This window comes from Pseudomonas sp. K2I15, from assembly GCF_002204795.1.
Taxonomy (GTDB): Bacteria; Pseudomonadota; Gammaproteobacteria; order Pseudomonadales; family Pseudomonadaceae; genus Aquipseudomonas.
Genome location: NZ_NIXO01000043.1, coordinates 13,316 through 28,422, shown reverse-complemented (window position 1 = coordinate 28,422; position 15,107 = coordinate 13,316). Strand labels below are relative to the sequence as shown.

Annotated in this window: 12 protein-coding genes and 1 pseudogene; 4 read left to right on the top strand and 9 right to left on the bottom strand. The window is 62.3% G+C overall.

What is annotated here, in order from left to right; genetic code table 11:
• Positions 1-12: 12 nt before the first annotated feature.
• Both CEC48_RS22290 and CEC48_RS22285 read left to right on the top strand, forming a co-directional pair.
• Positions 13-1,494 carry a methyl-accepting chemotaxis protein gene (locus CEC48_RS22290; RefSeq protein ID WP_088425718.1) on the top strand — a complete coding sequence of 494 codons (1,482 nt, stop codon included), beginning with the start codon at positions 13-15 and terminating at the stop codon, positions 1,492-1,494.
• Between the two features lie 108 nt (positions 1,495-1,602).
• A pseudogene (locus CEC48_RS22285) lies at positions 1,603-1,860 on the top strand (terminase); the annotation flags it as partial.
• A gap of 19 nt (positions 1,861-1,879) precedes the next feature.
• Here CEC48_RS22285 and CEC48_RS22280 read toward each other — a convergent pair.
• The 3 genes from CEC48_RS22280 to CEC48_RS22270 form a co-directional block, all read right to left on the bottom strand.
• A complete protein-coding gene (locus CEC48_RS22280; protein WP_088425716.1) occupies positions 1,880-2,677 on the bottom strand; it encodes an acyl-CoA thioesterase II in 798 nt (265 codons plus the stop codon).
• Between the two features lie 100 nt (positions 2,678-2,777).
• Positions 2,778-3,542 (bottom strand): CHAD domain-containing protein, encoded by a 765-nt coding sequence (locus CEC48_RS22275; RefSeq protein WP_088425715.1) that lies wholly within the window; start codon positions 3,540-3,542, stop codon positions 2,778-2,780.
• Between the two features lie 79 nt (positions 3,543-3,621).
• Positions 3,622-3,900, bottom strand: coding sequence for a hypothetical protein (locus CEC48_RS22270; RefSeq protein WP_010176194.1), 279 nt, complete (start codon positions 3,898-3,900; stop codon positions 3,622-3,624).
• Between the two features lie 217 nt (positions 3,901-4,117).
• Here CEC48_RS22270 and CEC48_RS22265 point away from each other — a divergent pair, with 217 nt between their 5' ends.
• On the top strand, positions 4,118-5,155 hold the full coding sequence (locus CEC48_RS22265; RefSeq protein WP_088425714.1) for a patatin-like phospholipase family protein: 1,038 nt from the start codon (positions 4,118-4,120) through the stop codon (positions 5,153-5,155).
• Positions 5,156-5,284: 129 nt separating this feature from the next.
• Here CEC48_RS22265 and CEC48_RS22260 read toward each other — a convergent pair whose 3' ends face one another.
• From CEC48_RS22260 to kdpF, 6 genes are all read right to left on the bottom strand, one after another.
• Complete coding sequence (locus CEC48_RS22260) at positions 5,285-5,980, bottom strand: response regulator (protein WP_003218747.1); 696 nt, start codon at positions 5,978-5,980, stop codon at positions 5,285-5,287.
• Positions 5,981-6,123: 143 nt separating this feature from the next.
• Positions 6,124-8,775, bottom strand: a complete 2,652-nt coding sequence (locus CEC48_RS22255; RefSeq protein WP_088425713.1) for a sensor histidine kinase KdpD — start codon at positions 8,773-8,775, stop codon at positions 6,124-6,126.
• 144 nt (positions 8,776-8,919) lie between these two features.
• The gene (kdpC, locus tag CEC48_RS22250; RefSeq protein ID WP_088425740.1) at positions 8,920-9,465 is read right to left on the bottom strand and encodes a potassium-transporting ATPase subunit KdpC; all 546 of its coding nucleotides are present in this window, start codon (positions 9,463-9,465) and stop codon (positions 8,920-8,922) included.
• Between the two features lie 67 nt (positions 9,466-9,532).
• On the bottom strand, positions 9,533-11,590 hold the full coding sequence (kdpB, locus tag CEC48_RS22245; protein ID WP_176438764.1) for a potassium-transporting ATPase subunit KdpB: 2,058 nt from the start codon (positions 11,588-11,590) through the stop codon (positions 9,533-9,535).
• A gap of 11 nt (positions 11,591-11,601) precedes the next feature.
• The gene (gene kdpA, locus CEC48_RS22240; protein ID WP_088425711.1) at positions 11,602-13,296 is read right to left on the bottom strand and encodes a potassium-transporting ATPase subunit KdpA; all 1,695 of its coding nucleotides are present in this window, start codon (positions 13,294-13,296) and stop codon (positions 11,602-11,604) included.
• 9 nt (positions 13,297-13,305) lie between these two features.
• Positions 13,306-13,395 (bottom strand): K(+)-transporting ATPase subunit F, encoded by a 90-nt coding sequence (gene kdpF, locus CEC48_RS22235; protein WP_003218754.1) that lies wholly within the window; start codon positions 13,393-13,395, stop codon positions 13,306-13,308.
• 311 nt (positions 13,396-13,706) lie between these two features.
• Here kdpF and eat point away from each other — a divergent pair, with 311 nt between their 5' ends.
• On the top strand, positions 13,707-15,071 hold the full coding sequence (gene eat, locus CEC48_RS22230) for an ethanolamine permease (RefSeq protein WP_088425710.1): 1,365 nt from the start codon (positions 13,707-13,709) through the stop codon (positions 15,069-15,071).
• Positions 15,072-15,107: the final 36 nt, after the last annotated feature.

The window sequence follows — 15,107 nt, the reverse complement described above, 5'->3', positions numbered from 1 at the left end:
AGAAAACCTTCCATGGGTGCCTGGCTTAGCAACATCTCGCTGAAGTACAAATTCTGGGCCGTGAACGCGGTCGCCTTCATCACCACCCTGTTGCTGGTGCTGTACGCCGTGCAGCTCGAACAACAGGCCCGCAGCCAGGCCTCACAGGCTTCGGCGCAAGCCCAGGCGCGCTTGCTCGGTGCCTGGCCGGCCGGCCAACCGCTGCCCAACGGCGAGCACTGGCTGACGTATGCCAAGGGCAAAGTCCCACAACTCGGCGATCTGGATCTGTCAGCCCTGGCCTCCGCGAATGGCTGGGTTGACTTCAATCACATGCCACTGTTCGGCGAAAACCCGCTGATGGGCGCCGAAGTGATCACCCGTGCCGACAGCCAACAGGTCGCCGTGCTGGCCTACGGCCCCAGCTTGAGCCAAGTGTTCGAAGAGCGTTTCGCCAACTACGCCGTGGCGGTCATGATTCTGATGCTGGCCATGCTTGGCGCCTCACAGTTGCTGATCCGCTTTCTGCTCAGCCAGCTCAACACCTTGAAAGACGTGATGCTGCATGTCGAGAAAACCGGCGACCTCTCGGCCCGCGTACCCCTGGCCTGTAAAGACGAAGTTGGCCAAATGGCCACTGCCTTTAACGCGATGCAGGCGGGTTATCAGCGGGTGGTCAACACCGTTGCACGCACCGTCAAGCAACTGGACGACGGCGCCGCTCGCCTGGCCAGCAGCATGAACGAGGTGCAGCACGGCATGCTCGGCCAGCAAAGCGAAACCGACCAGGCCGCCACCGCGATCAACGAGATGACCGCCACCGTCCATCACATCGCCCAGCACGCCGGCGCCACCCGCGACCTGTCCCAGACCGCCGACACCCTCGCCGGCAGCGGCCAGGAAGTGGTCAGCCGGGTGCAGCGTTCGATTGCCGGGCTGTCATCGGGCGTACAGCAAACCGCCGAAATGATCCAGAAACTGGCCGAGGACAGCCAGAAAATCAACAGCGTGGTGGGGGTGATTCACAGCATCGCCGAACAGACCAACCTGCTGGCCCTCAACGCCGCCATCGAAGCCGCCCGCGCCGGAGAAATGGGCCGGGGCTTTGCCGTGGTCGCCGACGAGGTGCGCAACCTGGCCAAGCGGGTACAAAGCTCCACCGATGAAATCACCCGCATGGTGTCCGCCCTGCAAGCCGGCACCCGGGACGCGGTGGACTTTATGCAGGAAAGCTCGTTCAAGGCCGACGACTGTGTGCAACAGGCGCAAGAGGCCGGGATTGCCCTCGCCGAAATCACCGGCGCGGTGGCGCAGATGCGTGAGAGCAACACACAGATTGCCGTGGCGGCCGAACAGCAAAGCCATGTGGCCGAGGAAATGAATCGGGCAGTGGTGAGCATTCGGGATGTCACTGAAAACACCGTGCAGCAAACGGTGGATTCGGCGACCACCAGCAATCAGCTGGCGACCTTGGCCGGTGAACTGAGCAAGGCGATCGGACAGTTGAAGCTGTAAACCCTAAAGGGATGGCTATCGCCTCCATAGCCATCCTTGATTCGCCGCCCCACCCTGCCCGGCCTACACTCTGTTCAAGATGTTTCAACGGACAGAGGAATCACGATCATGGGCAAACGTCATCCAAATCTCCCCGCCTGGCAATGGCGCACCCAGCCGCAGAACCATCAGCATGCGACCAATCAAGCGTTGCAGCTGCTTGCGCTGCCACTGCTGGTTATCGGTTTTCTGTTGATGGTGTCCGGGGTGTTCAGCGAGAACCTGGCGAGCGTCGCTATCGGTGTTGTCGGCATTCTGGCCGCCCTGGCGCTGCAGCATCACGGTCGTAGCCTGGAGGCACGCACCAGCGACGCCTCCAATGATCAACACCTGTTGGTCTGAGGACTCAGGCGAACACCACCACCGACTGGCGGCTGATAGCGATCAACTGGCCGTCGGGGCTCCACAGCTGCGCAGCAGCATGGCCGTAGCCGTCGCGGGCATGTTCGATGTGGACCAGGTACTGGCACCAGTCCAGTGTGCTGAGGGCTTGCAACGGCTGCACGAATTCGATGGTCCAGGTCAGGGTGCTGCCCGCCGCCGGTTGGGTCAGGTGCGGTAACACCGAGGGTGGCCACGCATCCACCAGCGCGAGAATATGCGCTTCGGTCAGCGGTTCTTCTTTCACATCGCCACGCAGGCGCACCCAGCCGCCCATCTCACGGGATTTATTGCCGGTGAACGGCAGGCCGCCGACGCTCCAGCGCATCGCCAGGTGCCGCATGAATTCCGGCGTCACCCCTTTGATGTAAGGCAGCTCCTGGCATTCATCCCAGTGTTTGAAGGTGGGCGCCGGTTCAGCCCCGACGTCGATCTGTGACGGCCGCGAAGCGCCAAAACTGGCTTGCACCAGGGTCATCGTTTCACCGTTTTGCACCACACGGCCCAGCAATTGGCTGACAGCCTTGCCTTCGCGCAGCACTTCTACTTCATAGCTGGCCGACACATCCGGCGCCACCGGGCCGACAAAGGTAATCGCCAGCGAGCGCAACGGCCGATCCGTCGGGACCTGCGCGCGCAAGGCTTCGTACTCCAACGCCACGACCAGGCCGCCAAAGGTGGCCCGGCCCTGGGCCCATTCGGCCGGGATCGAAACGTCCAGCGGGTGGCTGCGGGCAGCGTCAAGCAAATCACTAAAGCGCATGGCGATCTCAACTTGAAAAAGGCTTGAGGGATCTTAACCAGCCAGCCTGCGCCGTACAGCACCTATTCCAGCCAAAAGTCCGGACAGATACGCCGCGGGTTCAAGCGAAGCAGTCGGCGCTCAATTTATCCAGCACCCGATCCGCCTGCCCTTCGGCCTTGGCCATGGTGCGGTGCCAGCCGGTCACGCATGGCTGCAAATCGTGCTCGTGCCCGGCTTGCGCCAGCCATTGCCAGCAATCATGCCAATCGCCAAGGGCGCCTTGGGCCGCCTTGAGACGAGACACGGCTTTGGAGGGCAGCTTGTCCAGCTCGGGATAAGCCTCGGCCGCATACCGCACGCGCTTGATCAACAAACGCAGGCGGTGGCGGTCATGGTTGGGATCGCGTAGGGCCTCGCCGAGTGTTTTCCACTGCTTGGCCAGGCGTTTTTCAATGCGCGTGCGCAGGCCCTTGAGCAATTTCTGCCGTTGGGATGCGCGGATAAAGCGGGGGAATGCATCGAGGATCAGCAGCAGTTGCGCCAGCTGCGGCCCTTGTGCGACCGAGCGATAGGTAGCGGGCTGCTGGCGGATACGCCGCTCAGCTGCTTCGTGGTGGCCGTGCTGGTGGAGGTACGCCGCCAACACTTCACGGTCGCGAAACGGCGTGGTCAGTTGGCCCACGGCACTGGCGGCCTGTTCGAGTTGCTCGACACCGGGCAACCCGCGCAATGGCCGCAACAGGCTGCGCAAACGCCGCACGGTGGTGCGCAGATCATGCAGGGCTTCGTCGTCCGTGACGGCGGCCAGGCGCGCCTGGGAGTTCAGCAACCCTACTTCCAGGCCAATGACCTGAGCGACCAACTGATCTACCAAGGCTGACATCCTTTCCTCCTCAATGATTAAGCTTTTGTGGGCCTGAGGCCGCCGACGCAGCCTCGTTGCACTCGACAGCTACTACCGGTCAACGCCCTGCGCGCGACTCACGAATATAGAAGCGGGCTTTTTCGGCCTTGTTCGAGCAACCTTCGAAGGCTTCGAACTGCTGCTGGGTCTTGGCGCCAGTCAACAACGAAAGAGCCTTGGAGTAACTCACTGTGCCGGCAAAACCTTCAGCCTTGGCCAGGTCCAGCTCGTGCCACGCAGCGTCCAGTTGCGTGCCGCAGCTGTCGCGATAAGCAGTTTTTCCGGCACAACCGGCCAGGGCCAACACGATCACAGGCACACACATCCAGGCTTTCATCAAATGACACCTCAAGAAAAGAAAAAACAGTCACAGGTGTAGACGTTGCCTACACCGAAAAGTGCCTTATCCGACTGCCTGAATCCGCAGTGCCGATTGCCAGAGCATACCCGAGCCAAGTGGCCCGCTCGCGAAAATAATCGGTTGTGACAGTGATGATTGAAGCGCGCCCCTCGATGGGTGCATTGTGGTCACCTGTTTTGCGAAGGATCAGGTCATGAAGAAACGTGTTGCATTGGTGCTGGGCTCCGGTGGCGCCCGGGGCTACGCCCATATCGGCGTGATCGAGGAAATCGAAAAACGCGGCTATGACATCGCCTGTATCGCCGGCTGCTCAATGGGCGCGGTAGTGGGCGGAATCTATGCAGCGGGCAAACTTGAGGAGTATCGGAACTGGATCGAAAGCCTCGACTACCTGGACGTGCTGCGCCTGGTAGACGTGAGCTTTCGCCTGGGGGCGATCCGTGGCGAGAAGGTGTTCGGGCAGATCCGCAAGATCGTCGGCGAGATCAACATTGAAGACCTGCGCATTCCCTACACCGCCGTGGCCACCGACCTGACCAACCAGCAGGAAATCTGGTTCCAGGAAGGCTGCCTGCACCAGGCGATGCGTGCCTCGGCGGCGATTCCCAGCCTGTTCACCCCAGTGATGCAGGGCAACCGTATGCTAGTGGACGGCGGTCTGCTTAACCCGCTGCCGATCGTGCCGGTGGTGTCGAGCCATTGCGACCTGATCATCGCGGTCAACCTCAACTCCACCAACCAGAAGCACTACACACTTCCAGTGATCCAGCGTCCGCCGGCGTTCAGGAGCCGCTTCGATAACCTGGTGCGCTCACTGGGTTCGCACTTGCCGTTTCGCCGCAAGCAGGCCGAGCAGTTGTTAATGCTGGAGCAAGAAGCGCTGTTGGCCCAGGCCGCCGATATCAACCCGTGGCTGGACTCTGCCGAACCCGAAGCGCAGCAACCGGCGGCCGCCCCCGAAAAGGCCGGGGCGCCGAAGTCGGCAACGGGTTCGTTCATCATTGATAACGTGGGGCCGGCGTCGTTGCTGGACTTGATCAACCAGAGCTTCGAGGTGATGCAGACGTCGTTGGCGCAGTACAAGATCGCCGGGTATCCGCCGGATATCCTGATCAACGTGCCAAAGCGGGTTTGCCGGTTTTTCGAGTTTTACAAGGCGCCGGAGTTGATCGCGCTGGGCCGGGAGATCGCCAGCGATACGCTGGATCGGTATGAAAGTGAGCAGCACTGAAATTTTATGAGTAGGGCTTTGGTGGCGAGGGAGCTTGCTCCCGCTGGAGTGCGAAGCGCTCCCAGGATTTCGGGGCTGCTGCGCAGCCCAACGGGAGCAAGCTCCCTCGCCACAGGTTAAGCACAACCCTTACGCTTCGGTGTTCAACAAGCGATACCCAACACCTGCCTCAGTCACGATAAACCGTGGCTGAGTCGGATCATCCGCGAGCTTCTGGCGCAGATGCCCCACCACAATCCGCAGGTAATGACTGTCTTCGGTATGGGTCGGCCCCCAGATATCCTTGAGCAGTTGCTGCTGCGTAATCACCCGCCCGGGATGCCGCGCCAGTTGCGCCAGCACCGCGTACTCCTTGCGGGTCAGCGCCACTTCGACACCGTCCAGCAGCACCCGTCGATACGCCAGGTCCACCGTCAACGGGCCAAAACGCAACGCCGCTTCCTGGGCCTCCCCCGCCGGCGCCTGACGCAACAAAGCCCGCACCCGCGCGAGAAACTCCTGGATACCAAACGGCTTGGTCACGTAGTCATTGGCGCCGTTATCCAGCGCCTCGACCTTTTGCACTTCGCTGGCCCGCACCGACAACACCAGCACCGGCACCGTGGACCACTCACGAAACTCGCGCAGCACCTGCTGGCCGTCCATGTCTGGCAGGCCGAGGTCGAGCACCAGCAGGTCCGGTTTACTCAAGGCGGCCTGGGCCAGGCCTTCGTTGCCGGTGCCGGCCTCGATCACTTTGTAGCCCTGGGAGGCCAGGCTGATACGCAAGAACTTGCGGATCTGCGGTTCGTCGTCAATGACCAAAATCGTCGCAGTCTGGCTCATGGTTCCAATCAAAATCCGTGAAGAAACATTTTATTGTAGGAGCGAGCTTGCTCGCGAAAAACGCAAGGGCTGCGCGTTAACTCAGGACACCATCATCATCGTTAACGATCTTCGCGAGCAAGAGCCAGGCGCCCCCCTCGCTCCTAGAGTTCGCTTTCCAGGCCAGGCTGGGCCTGCAATGGCAGGAATAAAGTGATGCAGGTGCCACGGCCTTCAATCCCGTCAGCCACACTGATATGCCCACCGTGAGCACCCACCATGCCCTGGCAGATCGCCAGGCCGAGCCCGGTGCCCTGCCCGCCACGATCACCTCTGGCTGCGGTGTAGAACATGTCGAAAATCTTTGCGCGCTCCTCCTCGGGAATGCCCGGGCCTTCATCGGCGACGGCAAAAAACAGCTGGTTATCCTGCACGCCAGCGCTCAGTTTCAGCCGACCCTGCGGCGGTGAGAAGCGCGCAGCGTTTTCCAATACGTTGACCAGCGCTTGCTCGATCAAGGCCGCATGCACATACAGCAATGGCAGCTCGGGCGGCACGTCGGTGGTCACTTGCAGCGGCGCCAGCACCGCGCGCAAACGGCCCAGGGAGCTGCCGACGATATCGCCGGGCGAGACCCAATCCCGCGCCAGCTTCAGGGCGCCGTGACCCAGGCGAGTCATGTCCAGCAGGTTCTGGATGTAGCGATCCAGGCGCTCGGCTTCATCGCGGGTGCCTTCCAGCAACTCCCGGCGATCTTCCAGGGGAATCGCCTCGCCGAGGGCCAGCAGGCTGTCGATGCTGCCGCGCATGGAGGTCAGCGGCGTGCGCAAATCATGGGACACCGAGGCCAGCAAGGCGCTACGCAATTGCTCGGTTTCGCCGTGCAGCCGGGCCGCTTCGAGTTCCTGGGCCAGTTGCGCGCGGGCCAAGGCCTGGGCCAATGGCTGGCTCAAGGCAGTGAGCAGGCGACGGCGCTGGCCGCTCAATTCGAGCCCGGCTTTCGGGCTGACACCCAGCAAGCCCAACGGGCCTTCTTCGCTGGACAACGGCCACCACCACCAGCGACCAAACGGCAAAGTGCCGGTGCCCATTCCAGCCGGTTGATCGTGCTGCCAGGCCCAATCGGCGGCGGCGCGTTCGGCTTCGGTGAAGGTGATCGGGCCTCCGGTCTCAACCTTCCAGTCGCCCTGCCCGTCACGGTTGAGCAGGCACAATTGCAGGTCGCTCCAGCCTTCAAGATGATGCGCGGCCGCACTGATTACCGCCTGGCGATCCGTGGCGGCGGTGAGCTTGCGGGACAGGTCGAGCAGCTCGCTGGTTTCTTCCTGGGTATCGCGCAATGCTTGCAACTGCCGCCGCTGGCGGGCGGCCAGGTTGCCGGTGAGCGCGGCCATCAGCAGGAAAAACAACAGTGTCAGCACGTCCTCTTCACGCTGGATCGCGAAGGAAAAATTCGGCGGGATAAACAGGAAGTCGTAACTCAGGAATGACAACGCCGCACACGCCAGCGCCGGGCCCAAACTGCTGCGCACCGCCACCAGCAATACGGCGGCAAGGAACACCAACGAGATATTCGGCAACGGCAAAACACTGGCGACTCCCCAGGCGACTGCGGCCGCTATCACAGTCGCTACCACCGCCAGCGCATAGTCAAACCACACCAGCCCACGCACGTCCGGCAGGCGTGGCGCGGTCGGGACTTCGTCGCTGTCGAGGACGTTGATTTCCAGGCCTCGGGCATTGCGCAGCAGGCGCGCCGCCAAGCCACCGCCAAACAGATTACGCCACCAGCCCGGCCTCGATTGGCCCACCAGAATCAAGCTGGCACGACGTTCGGCGGCGTGCTGAATCAGCGTTTTTGCAACCTCTCCCGCCCGCAGCAGCACCACTTCGCCGCCAAGGCGCTCGGCCAGTTGCTGGGCGTTTTGCAGGCGCAGGCGTGACTGTTCATCGCGCACCCGGCCGTTATCCACATGCACCAGGCTCCACGGCAAATGCCGACGCTGGGCCACGCGACTGGCGTGACGCACCAGGCGTTCGGCCTGGGCGTCGCCGTCCACGCCCACCAGCAAACGACCACGCACGGCGGGCGCCGCCTGGCCCAATTGGCGATAACCCTGGGCCAGGTCGTCGTCGACGTGGGCCGCAGCGGTTTGCATCGCCAGCTCGCGCAGGGCCATGAGGTTGGTCTGGGTGAAAAAGGCATCGATGGCGGCGCGGGCCTGTTCCGGCACGTAGACCTTGCCGTCGCGCAGGCGCTCCAGCAGTTCGCGCGATGGCAGGTCGATCAGCAGCAGCTCGTCAGCTTCCTGCAAGACCCAGTCGGGCAAGGTCTCGCGCACTTGCACGCCGGTGATGCCGCGCACCTGGTCGTTGAGGCTTTCCAGGTGCTGGACGTTGACCGTGGTGAATACGTTGATGCCGGCAGAGAGCAGTTCCTGAATGTCTTGCCAGCGTTTCTCGTGACGGCTGCCGGGGGCGTTGCTATGGGCCAGTTCGTCCACCAGCACCAGTTTTGGCTTGGCGGCGAGCAGGCCGTCGAGGTCCATTTCCTCCAGCATCACGCCGCGGTATTCGGAGCGCAGCAGCGGCTGTTGCGGCAGGCCGCTGAGCAAGGCTTCGGTCTCGGCGCGGCCGTGGGTTTCCACTACGCCGGCGATCAGCCGCACGCCCTGGCGCAGTTGAGTGTGGGCCGCCTGGAGCATGGCGTAGGTCTTGCCCACGCCGGGGGCGGCGCCGAGGAAAACTTTGAGCCGGCCACGGCCGTCCCGGGGTAGATCGGCTAACAGGGCATCGGCGCGGCCGGAGTCGCTCATGCGGGCAGTCTTCCTTCAGGTGTTGATGTGGATTTCTTAAGTCCGCCTTCGCGAGCAAGCCCGCTCCCACATTCGACCGCATTCCAAAGATGAAACTCAGTCAAATGTGGGAGCGGGCTTGCTCGCGAATGGCGGCGCCACTGCTTACAACTTTTCCAACGCCATGTTCAGCGCCAAAACGTTCACCACCGGCGGGCCCACCAGCGGGCTTTCGATGTGCTCGTCCATCAAGCGCTCCAGCGTCGCCACCGGCAGGTTACGTGCAGCAGCCACCCGAGCCAGTTGATAGGCAATCGCCTGTGGTGGCAAGTGTGGATCAAGACCGCTGCCGGAGGTAGTCAGCAATGCCATCGGCACCGGCCCCTGGTCTGGCACCAGCATTTTCTTGGCATCGTCAAACACACGAGTAGCCAACGCCGGGTTGCTTGGGCCGAGGTTGCTGGCGCTGCTGGAAACGGTGGCAAACGCACCGGCGGATGGCCGTGGGTGGAACCAGCCGTCACCAGTAAAGTCCTGGGCAATCAGGCTCGAACCACGCACCTTGCCGCTGGCATCGCGTACCAGGCTACCGTTGGCCTGGTCAGGGAACGCGACTTGCGCCACGCCGGTAACAACCAAAGGATAGGCCACGCCGGTGATCAGGGTCATCAACACCAGCAGGCTCAGGGCCGGGCGGATTATGTTGGACATTTCAAATTCCTCAATTCGGTCATTGCAACCTGCTGGCACCGGTTTGCCGGCGCCCGCAGGCATCGGGTCAAACCAGGTGCAGCGCGGTCAACAGCATGTCGATCGCCTTGATGCCCACGAACGGCACCACAATCCCGCCCAGGCCGTAGATCAGCAGGTTGCGACGCAGCAACGCCGCCGCGCTCGCCGCCTGCACGCGCACACCGCGCAGCGCCAGCGGGATCAGCACCACGATGATCAGGGCGTTGAACACGATGGCCGAGAGGATCGCGCTCTGCGGGCTTTGCAGGTGCATCACGTTGAGCACACCCAGTTGCGGGTAGATCGAGGCGAACAGCGCCGGCAGAATCGCGAAGTACTTGGCCACGTCGTTGGCGATGGAAAAGGTCGTCAGCGCGCCACGGGTCACCAGCAACTCCTTGCCGATCTGCACCACGTCCAGCAGCTTGGTCGGGTCGCTGTCGAGGTCGACCATGTTGGCGGCTTCACGGGCGGCTTGTGTGCCATCGTTCATCGCCATGCCGACGTCAGCCTGGGCCAGCGCCGGGGCGTCGTTGGCGCCGTCGCCGCACATTGCAACCAGGCGACCGTCGTTCTGTTCGTGACGAATGCGTGCCAGCTTTTTCTCTGGAGTGGCTTCGGCCAACACATCATCCACGCCGGCTTCAGCGGCAATCGCAGCAGCGGTCAGCGGGTTGTCGCCGGTCACCATCACGGTGCGAATCCCCAGCTTGCGCAGCTCGGCGAAACGTTCGCGAATGCCGGGCTTGACCACGTCCTTGAGGTGAATCGCGCCGAGCAACTTGCCGTCGGCACACACCAGCAATGGAGTGCCGCCGCTCTGGGCGATCTTGTCGATTTCCCGGGCCAGCGCTGGTTGCAGGTCGCGGCGTTGCAGGCCGACGAACGCGAGCAGCGAATCCACGGCACCTTTACGGAACACGCGGCCCTGGTAGTCGACGCCCGACAAACGGGTTTCCGCGCTGAACGGTACGGCGGTCAGCTCATCCGTCGACGGCTCGGCTTGCGGGTGCAGGCCACGCAGGTATTCGACGATGGATTTACCTTCGGCCGTATCGTCCGCCAGCGACGCCAGCAGCGCGCCTTCGGCAAGCTCCTTGCCGCTGACACCGGGCGCGGCGATCACGTTGGTGCAACGACGGTTACCGAAGGTGATGGTGCCGGTCTTGTCCAGCAACAGCACGTGCACGTCCCCCGCCGCTTCCACCGCGCGACCGGATTTGGCGATCACGTTGAGGCGTACCAGGCGGTCCATACCGGCAATACCGATGGCCGACAGCAGGCCGCCGATGGTGGTCGGGATCAGTGTGACCAACAGCGCCACCAGGAACACCAGCGGCAGGTTGCCATTGGCGAAGTGGGCGAACGGTTGCAGGGTCACGACCACCAGCAGGAAGATCAGCGTCAGGCCGATCAGCAGGATGTCCAGCGCGACTTCGTTGGGGGTTTTCTGGCGTTTGGCGCCTTCCACCAAGGCGATCATGCGGTCCAGGGTCGACTCGCCCGGGTTGGCGGTGATGCGGATCATCAACCAGTCCGAGACCAGGCGGGTGTTGCCAGTGACGGCCGAGCGGTCGCCGCCGGATTCACGGATGACCGGGGCCGATTCGCCGGTGATCGCCGCTTCGTTGACCGCGGCAATCCCTTCGATGACCTCGCCGTCGCCCGGGATCATTTCCCCGGCGACCACACGGACCACATCACCTTTACGCAGGCTGGTGGCGGGCACGACTTTGAAGGTGCCGTCGGCCTCCTTGCGACGGGCACTGAGGCCCTCACTGCCAGCCTTGAGGCTGTCGGCGCGGGCCTTGCCGCGACCTTCAGCCAAGGCTTCGGCGAAGTTGGCGAACAGCACGGTGAACCACAGCCACACGGCGATTTGCACGGAGACGTAGGTCGGTACGGCCACGTCCGGCACCAAGCACAGGATGGTGGTGAGGATCGCGGTCAGTTCGACCACCAGCATCACCGGCGAGCGTTGCAGCTGGCGCGGGTCCAGCTTGACGAACGCCTGGACCAGCGCCGGGCGCCACAGGGCCGACATTGCGGTTTTGGCCGGCTCCTGGGTTTTCACGGGAGCTGCGTTTTTTGCAGGCATATTCATTTTCATATCCCTCAGAAGCCCATGCTCAGGTGTTCAGCGATAGGCCCAAGTGCCAGCGTCGGCAGGAAGGTCAGGCCGCCCACCAGCAAAATGGTCACGGTCAACAGGGTCACGAACAGCACGCCGTGGGTCGGGAAGCTGTTCTGGCCAATCGGTGCGGTCTTCTTCATCGCCAGGCTGCCGGCCAGGGCCAGTACCGGGAAGATGTAGCCGAAGCGGCCAAGCAACATCGACAGGCTCATCATCAGGTTGTGGAACGTGGTGTTGGCACTGAAACCGCCGAACGCCGAACCGTTGTTGGCACTGGCCGAGGTGTAGGCGTACAGCAACTGGCTGAAACCGTGGGGGCCAGGGTTACTGATGGCACCGGCCGGGCCAGGCAGGCTGGCGGCGATGGCGCCCAGCACCAGGGTGCCGACCGGCATTACCAGCAGGGTCACGACCAGCAATTGCACTTCCTTGGCCTGGAGTTTCTTGCCGAGGTATTCCGGCGTGCGGCCAATCATCAGGCCGGCGAGGAACACCGCGATCAACACGTTGAGCAACATGCCGTACATGCCGGCACCGACGCCGCCGAAGATCACTTCGCCGACCATCATGTTGACCAGCGACACCATCCCGGTCAGGGGGTTGAGGCTGTCTTGCATGCCGTTGACCGAACCGTTGGACGCAGCGGTGGTAGCCACCGACCACAACACAGTGCCGGTGGTGCCGAAGCGCGCTTCTTTACCTTCCTGAGGTGCGGCCTGTTCAACCGCCGGGTTGTTCAGCGCCGGGTTGGGCTGATATTCGGCCCACATCGCAGTCGCACCGCCGATCAGGAACAAGGCAAACATGCAACCGAGGATCGCCCGGCTCTGACGCAGGTCTTTCACGTAGTGACCAAAGGTGAACACCAGCGCGACCGGAATCAGGATGATCGCGCCCAGTTCAAACAGGTTGGCCCAGGCAGTCGGGTCTTCGAACGGATGCGCCGAGTTGACCCCGAAGAAACCGCCGCCGTTGGTGCCCAATTGCTTGATCGCAATTTGGCTGGCCGCCGGGCCCAGTGGAATCACCTGATCAACGCCCTGCATGGTCACCGCGCTCACATAGTGAGCGAAGGTTTGCGGTACGCCCTGCCACACCAGGAACAATGCAAACACCAGGCACATCGGCAACAGGCCGTAGAGGGTGGCGCGAGTCATGTCGACCCAGAAGTTGCCCAGGGTCTTGGTGGATTTGCGACCGATCCCACGGCAAAAGGCGACAAGCACCGCAAGGCCGGTGGCCGCGCTGACGAAGTTCTGCACGGTGAGACCCGCCATCTGGCTGAGGTAGCTCAGGGACGCTTCACCGCTGTAGTTCTGCCAGTTGGTGTTGGTGATGAAACTGATGGCCGTGTTGAAGGCCAGGGTCCATTCCAGACCCGGTAATTTCTGCGGATTCAGCGGCAAGTATTGCTGGAACAGCAAAAACGCGAACAGCAGCGCGAAACCTGCGAAGTTGAAGGCAAGCAAGGCCAGTGCATACTTCTGCCAGCTTTGCTCCTGATCCGCGTCGACACCCGAAAGGCGATAGCAAACGCGCTCGACCGGGCCCAACACGGGCGTGAGCCAGGTTCGCTGCCCTTCCATTACCTTGTAGTAGAACCGCCCCAGGGCCGGTGCGGGAATCAGCACCAAGGCAAAGAAGGCGATGATCAGCCAATAGTCATAACTGTGCATAGCCTGCTCCTAGTTCCGATCCGCGCGTAACAGCGCAACCAGCAGATAAATGAACAGCGCCACAGCCAACAGCAGTGACACCCCGTCCAGAACGCTCATGGAAGTTTCTCCGTCGTGCGGCGACTGCCGCGTGTAGGAGGATTGTCCGCAGGAGTGGCGTAAAGGAACGAGAGCGAGGGTATGGGTGGGGCGTAAAGACGGCGTAAAGAGTGGGTTTATGCGGGGTTTACAGGGGGATTTGTGAGCGTTTCCCGTAGGCGGCGCCCTTATCTGGTGCAAGCCCTCCGGGCATTCAAACGCCAAACCGTTCCCTCGGCGACAGTTCGGCGCCTTTACGACACTGCATTGCGCAATGGCATGCCCGCTGCAATGCCCTGAAACATTCCAAACCGTTCAGGGAGCGCTACACGATGAACACACAACTCAAACCCACCTTGGGCACCCTGCATTTGTGGGGTATCGCCGTCGGGCTGGTAATTTCCGGGGAATATTTCGGCTGGAGCTATGGCTGGGGCGTGGCAGGAACACTGGGCTTCCTGGTGACCTCATTGATGGTCGCCGCCATGTACACCTGCTTTATATTCAGTTTCACCGAACTGACCACCGCTATTCCTCACGCTGGCGGCCCGTTTGCCTACAGCCGCCGGGCGTTTGGTGAAAAAGGCGGCCTGATTGCCGGGCTGGCGACGTTGATCGAATTCGTCTTCGCCCCGCCTGCCATTGCACTGGCCATCGGTGCGTATTTGAACGTGCAGTTCCCCGCGCTGGACCCGAAACACGCGGCCGTGGGTGCCTACATTGTATTCATGGGCCTGAACATTCTCGGCGTGAAGCTGGCTGCCACGTTTGAACTGGTGGTGTGCGTACTCGCCGTTGCCGAGTTGCTGGTGTTCATGGGCGTGGTCGCCCCCGCTTTCAGCTTCAGCAACTTCGCGCTGAATGGCTGGGCCGGTTCCGACACCTTCGGCGCGCCGGCGATTGCCGGGATGTTCGCGGCGATTCCGTTTGCCATCTGGTTCTTCCTCGCCATCGAAGGTGCCGCCATGGCCGCCGAAGAGGCGATAGACCCAAAACGCACCATTCCAAAGGCCTACATCAGCGGCATCCTGACCTTGGTGGTGCTGGCGATGGGCGTGATGTTCTTTGCCGGCGGCGTGGGCGATTGGCGCACCCTGTCGAACATCAACGACCCGCTGCCCCAGGCGATGAAAACCGTGGTCGGCGACAGCTCGGGCTGGCTGCACATGCTGGTGTGGATCGGCCTGTTCGGCCTGGTGGCCAGCTTCCACGGGATCATCCTCGGCTACTCCCGCCAATTCTTCGCACTGGCGCGGGCGGGCTACTTGCCGTCTTTCCTGGCGAAACTGTCGCGCTTTCAGACGCCGCACCGGGCAATCATCGCGGGTGGCATCGTCGGTATCGCCGCCATTTATAGCGACGGGCTGATCAACCTGGGTGGCATGACCTTGACCGCGGCAATGATCACCATGGCGGTGTTCGGTGCAATCGTCATGTACATCATGAGCATGCTCAGCCTGTTCAAACTGCGCAAAACCGAGCCGCTGCTGGAACGCACCTTCCGTGCACCGGGCTATCCGATCGTGCCCGGGATTGCGCTGGTGCTGGCGGTGGTATGCCTGGTGGCAATGGCGTGGTTCAACGCGCTGATCGGGCTGATCTTCCTGGGTTTCATGGTAGTGGGGTTTGTGTACTTCCAACTGACCGCTCAAGACCGCGCCGATGCGCCGGCAGACGCTATGTTGACCGGGCTATAAGGTTACTGGGGCAGAACGGGCCTACAATGAACTACT

Excerpts from the sequence above, each read along its gene's own strand:
- CEC48_RS22290 (WP_088425718.1), top strand. The coding sequence starts at position 13 with ATGGGTGCCTGGCTTAGCAACATCTCGCTGAAGTACAAATTCTGGGCC.
- CEC48_RS22280 (WP_088425716.1), bottom strand. The coding sequence starts at position 2,677 with ATGCGCTTTAGTGATTTGCTTGACGCTGCCCGCAGCCACCCGCTGGAC.
- CEC48_RS22275 (WP_088425715.1), bottom strand. The coding sequence starts at position 3,542 with ATGTCAGCCTTGGTAGATCAGTTGGTCGCTCAGGTCATTGGCCTGGAA.
- CEC48_RS22270 (WP_010176194.1), bottom strand. The coding sequence starts at position 3,900 with ATGAAAGCCTGGATGTGTGTGCCTGTGATCGTGTTGGCCCTGGCCGGT.
- CEC48_RS22265 (WP_088425714.1), top strand. The coding sequence starts at position 4,118 with ATGAAGAAACGTGTTGCATTGGTGCTGGGCTCCGGTGGCGCCCGGGGC.
- CEC48_RS22260 (WP_003218747.1), bottom strand. The coding sequence starts at position 5,980 with ATGAGCCAGACTGCGACGATTTTGGTCATTGACGACGAACCGCAGATC.
- CEC48_RS22255 (WP_088425713.1), bottom strand. The coding sequence starts at position 8,775 with ATGAGCGACTCCGGCCGCGCCGATGCCCTGTTAGCCGATCTACCCCGG.
- kdpC (WP_088425740.1), bottom strand. The coding sequence starts at position 9,465 with ATGTCCAACATAATCCGCCCGGCCCTGAGCCTGCTGGTGTTGATGACC.
- kdpB (WP_176438764.1), bottom strand. The coding sequence starts at position 11,590 with ATGAATATGCCTGCAAAAAACGCAGCTCCCGTGAAAACCCAGGAGCCG.
- kdpA (WP_088425711.1), bottom strand. The coding sequence starts at position 13,296 with ATGCACAGTTATGACTATTGGCTGATCATCGCCTTCTTTGCCTTGGTG.
- kdpF (WP_003218754.1), bottom strand. The coding sequence starts at position 13,395 with ATGAGCGTTCTGGACGGGGTGTCACTGCTGTTGGCTGTGGCGCTGTTC.
- eat (WP_088425710.1), top strand. The coding sequence starts at position 13,707 with ATGAACACACAACTCAAACCCACCTTGGGCACCCTGCATTTGTGGGGT.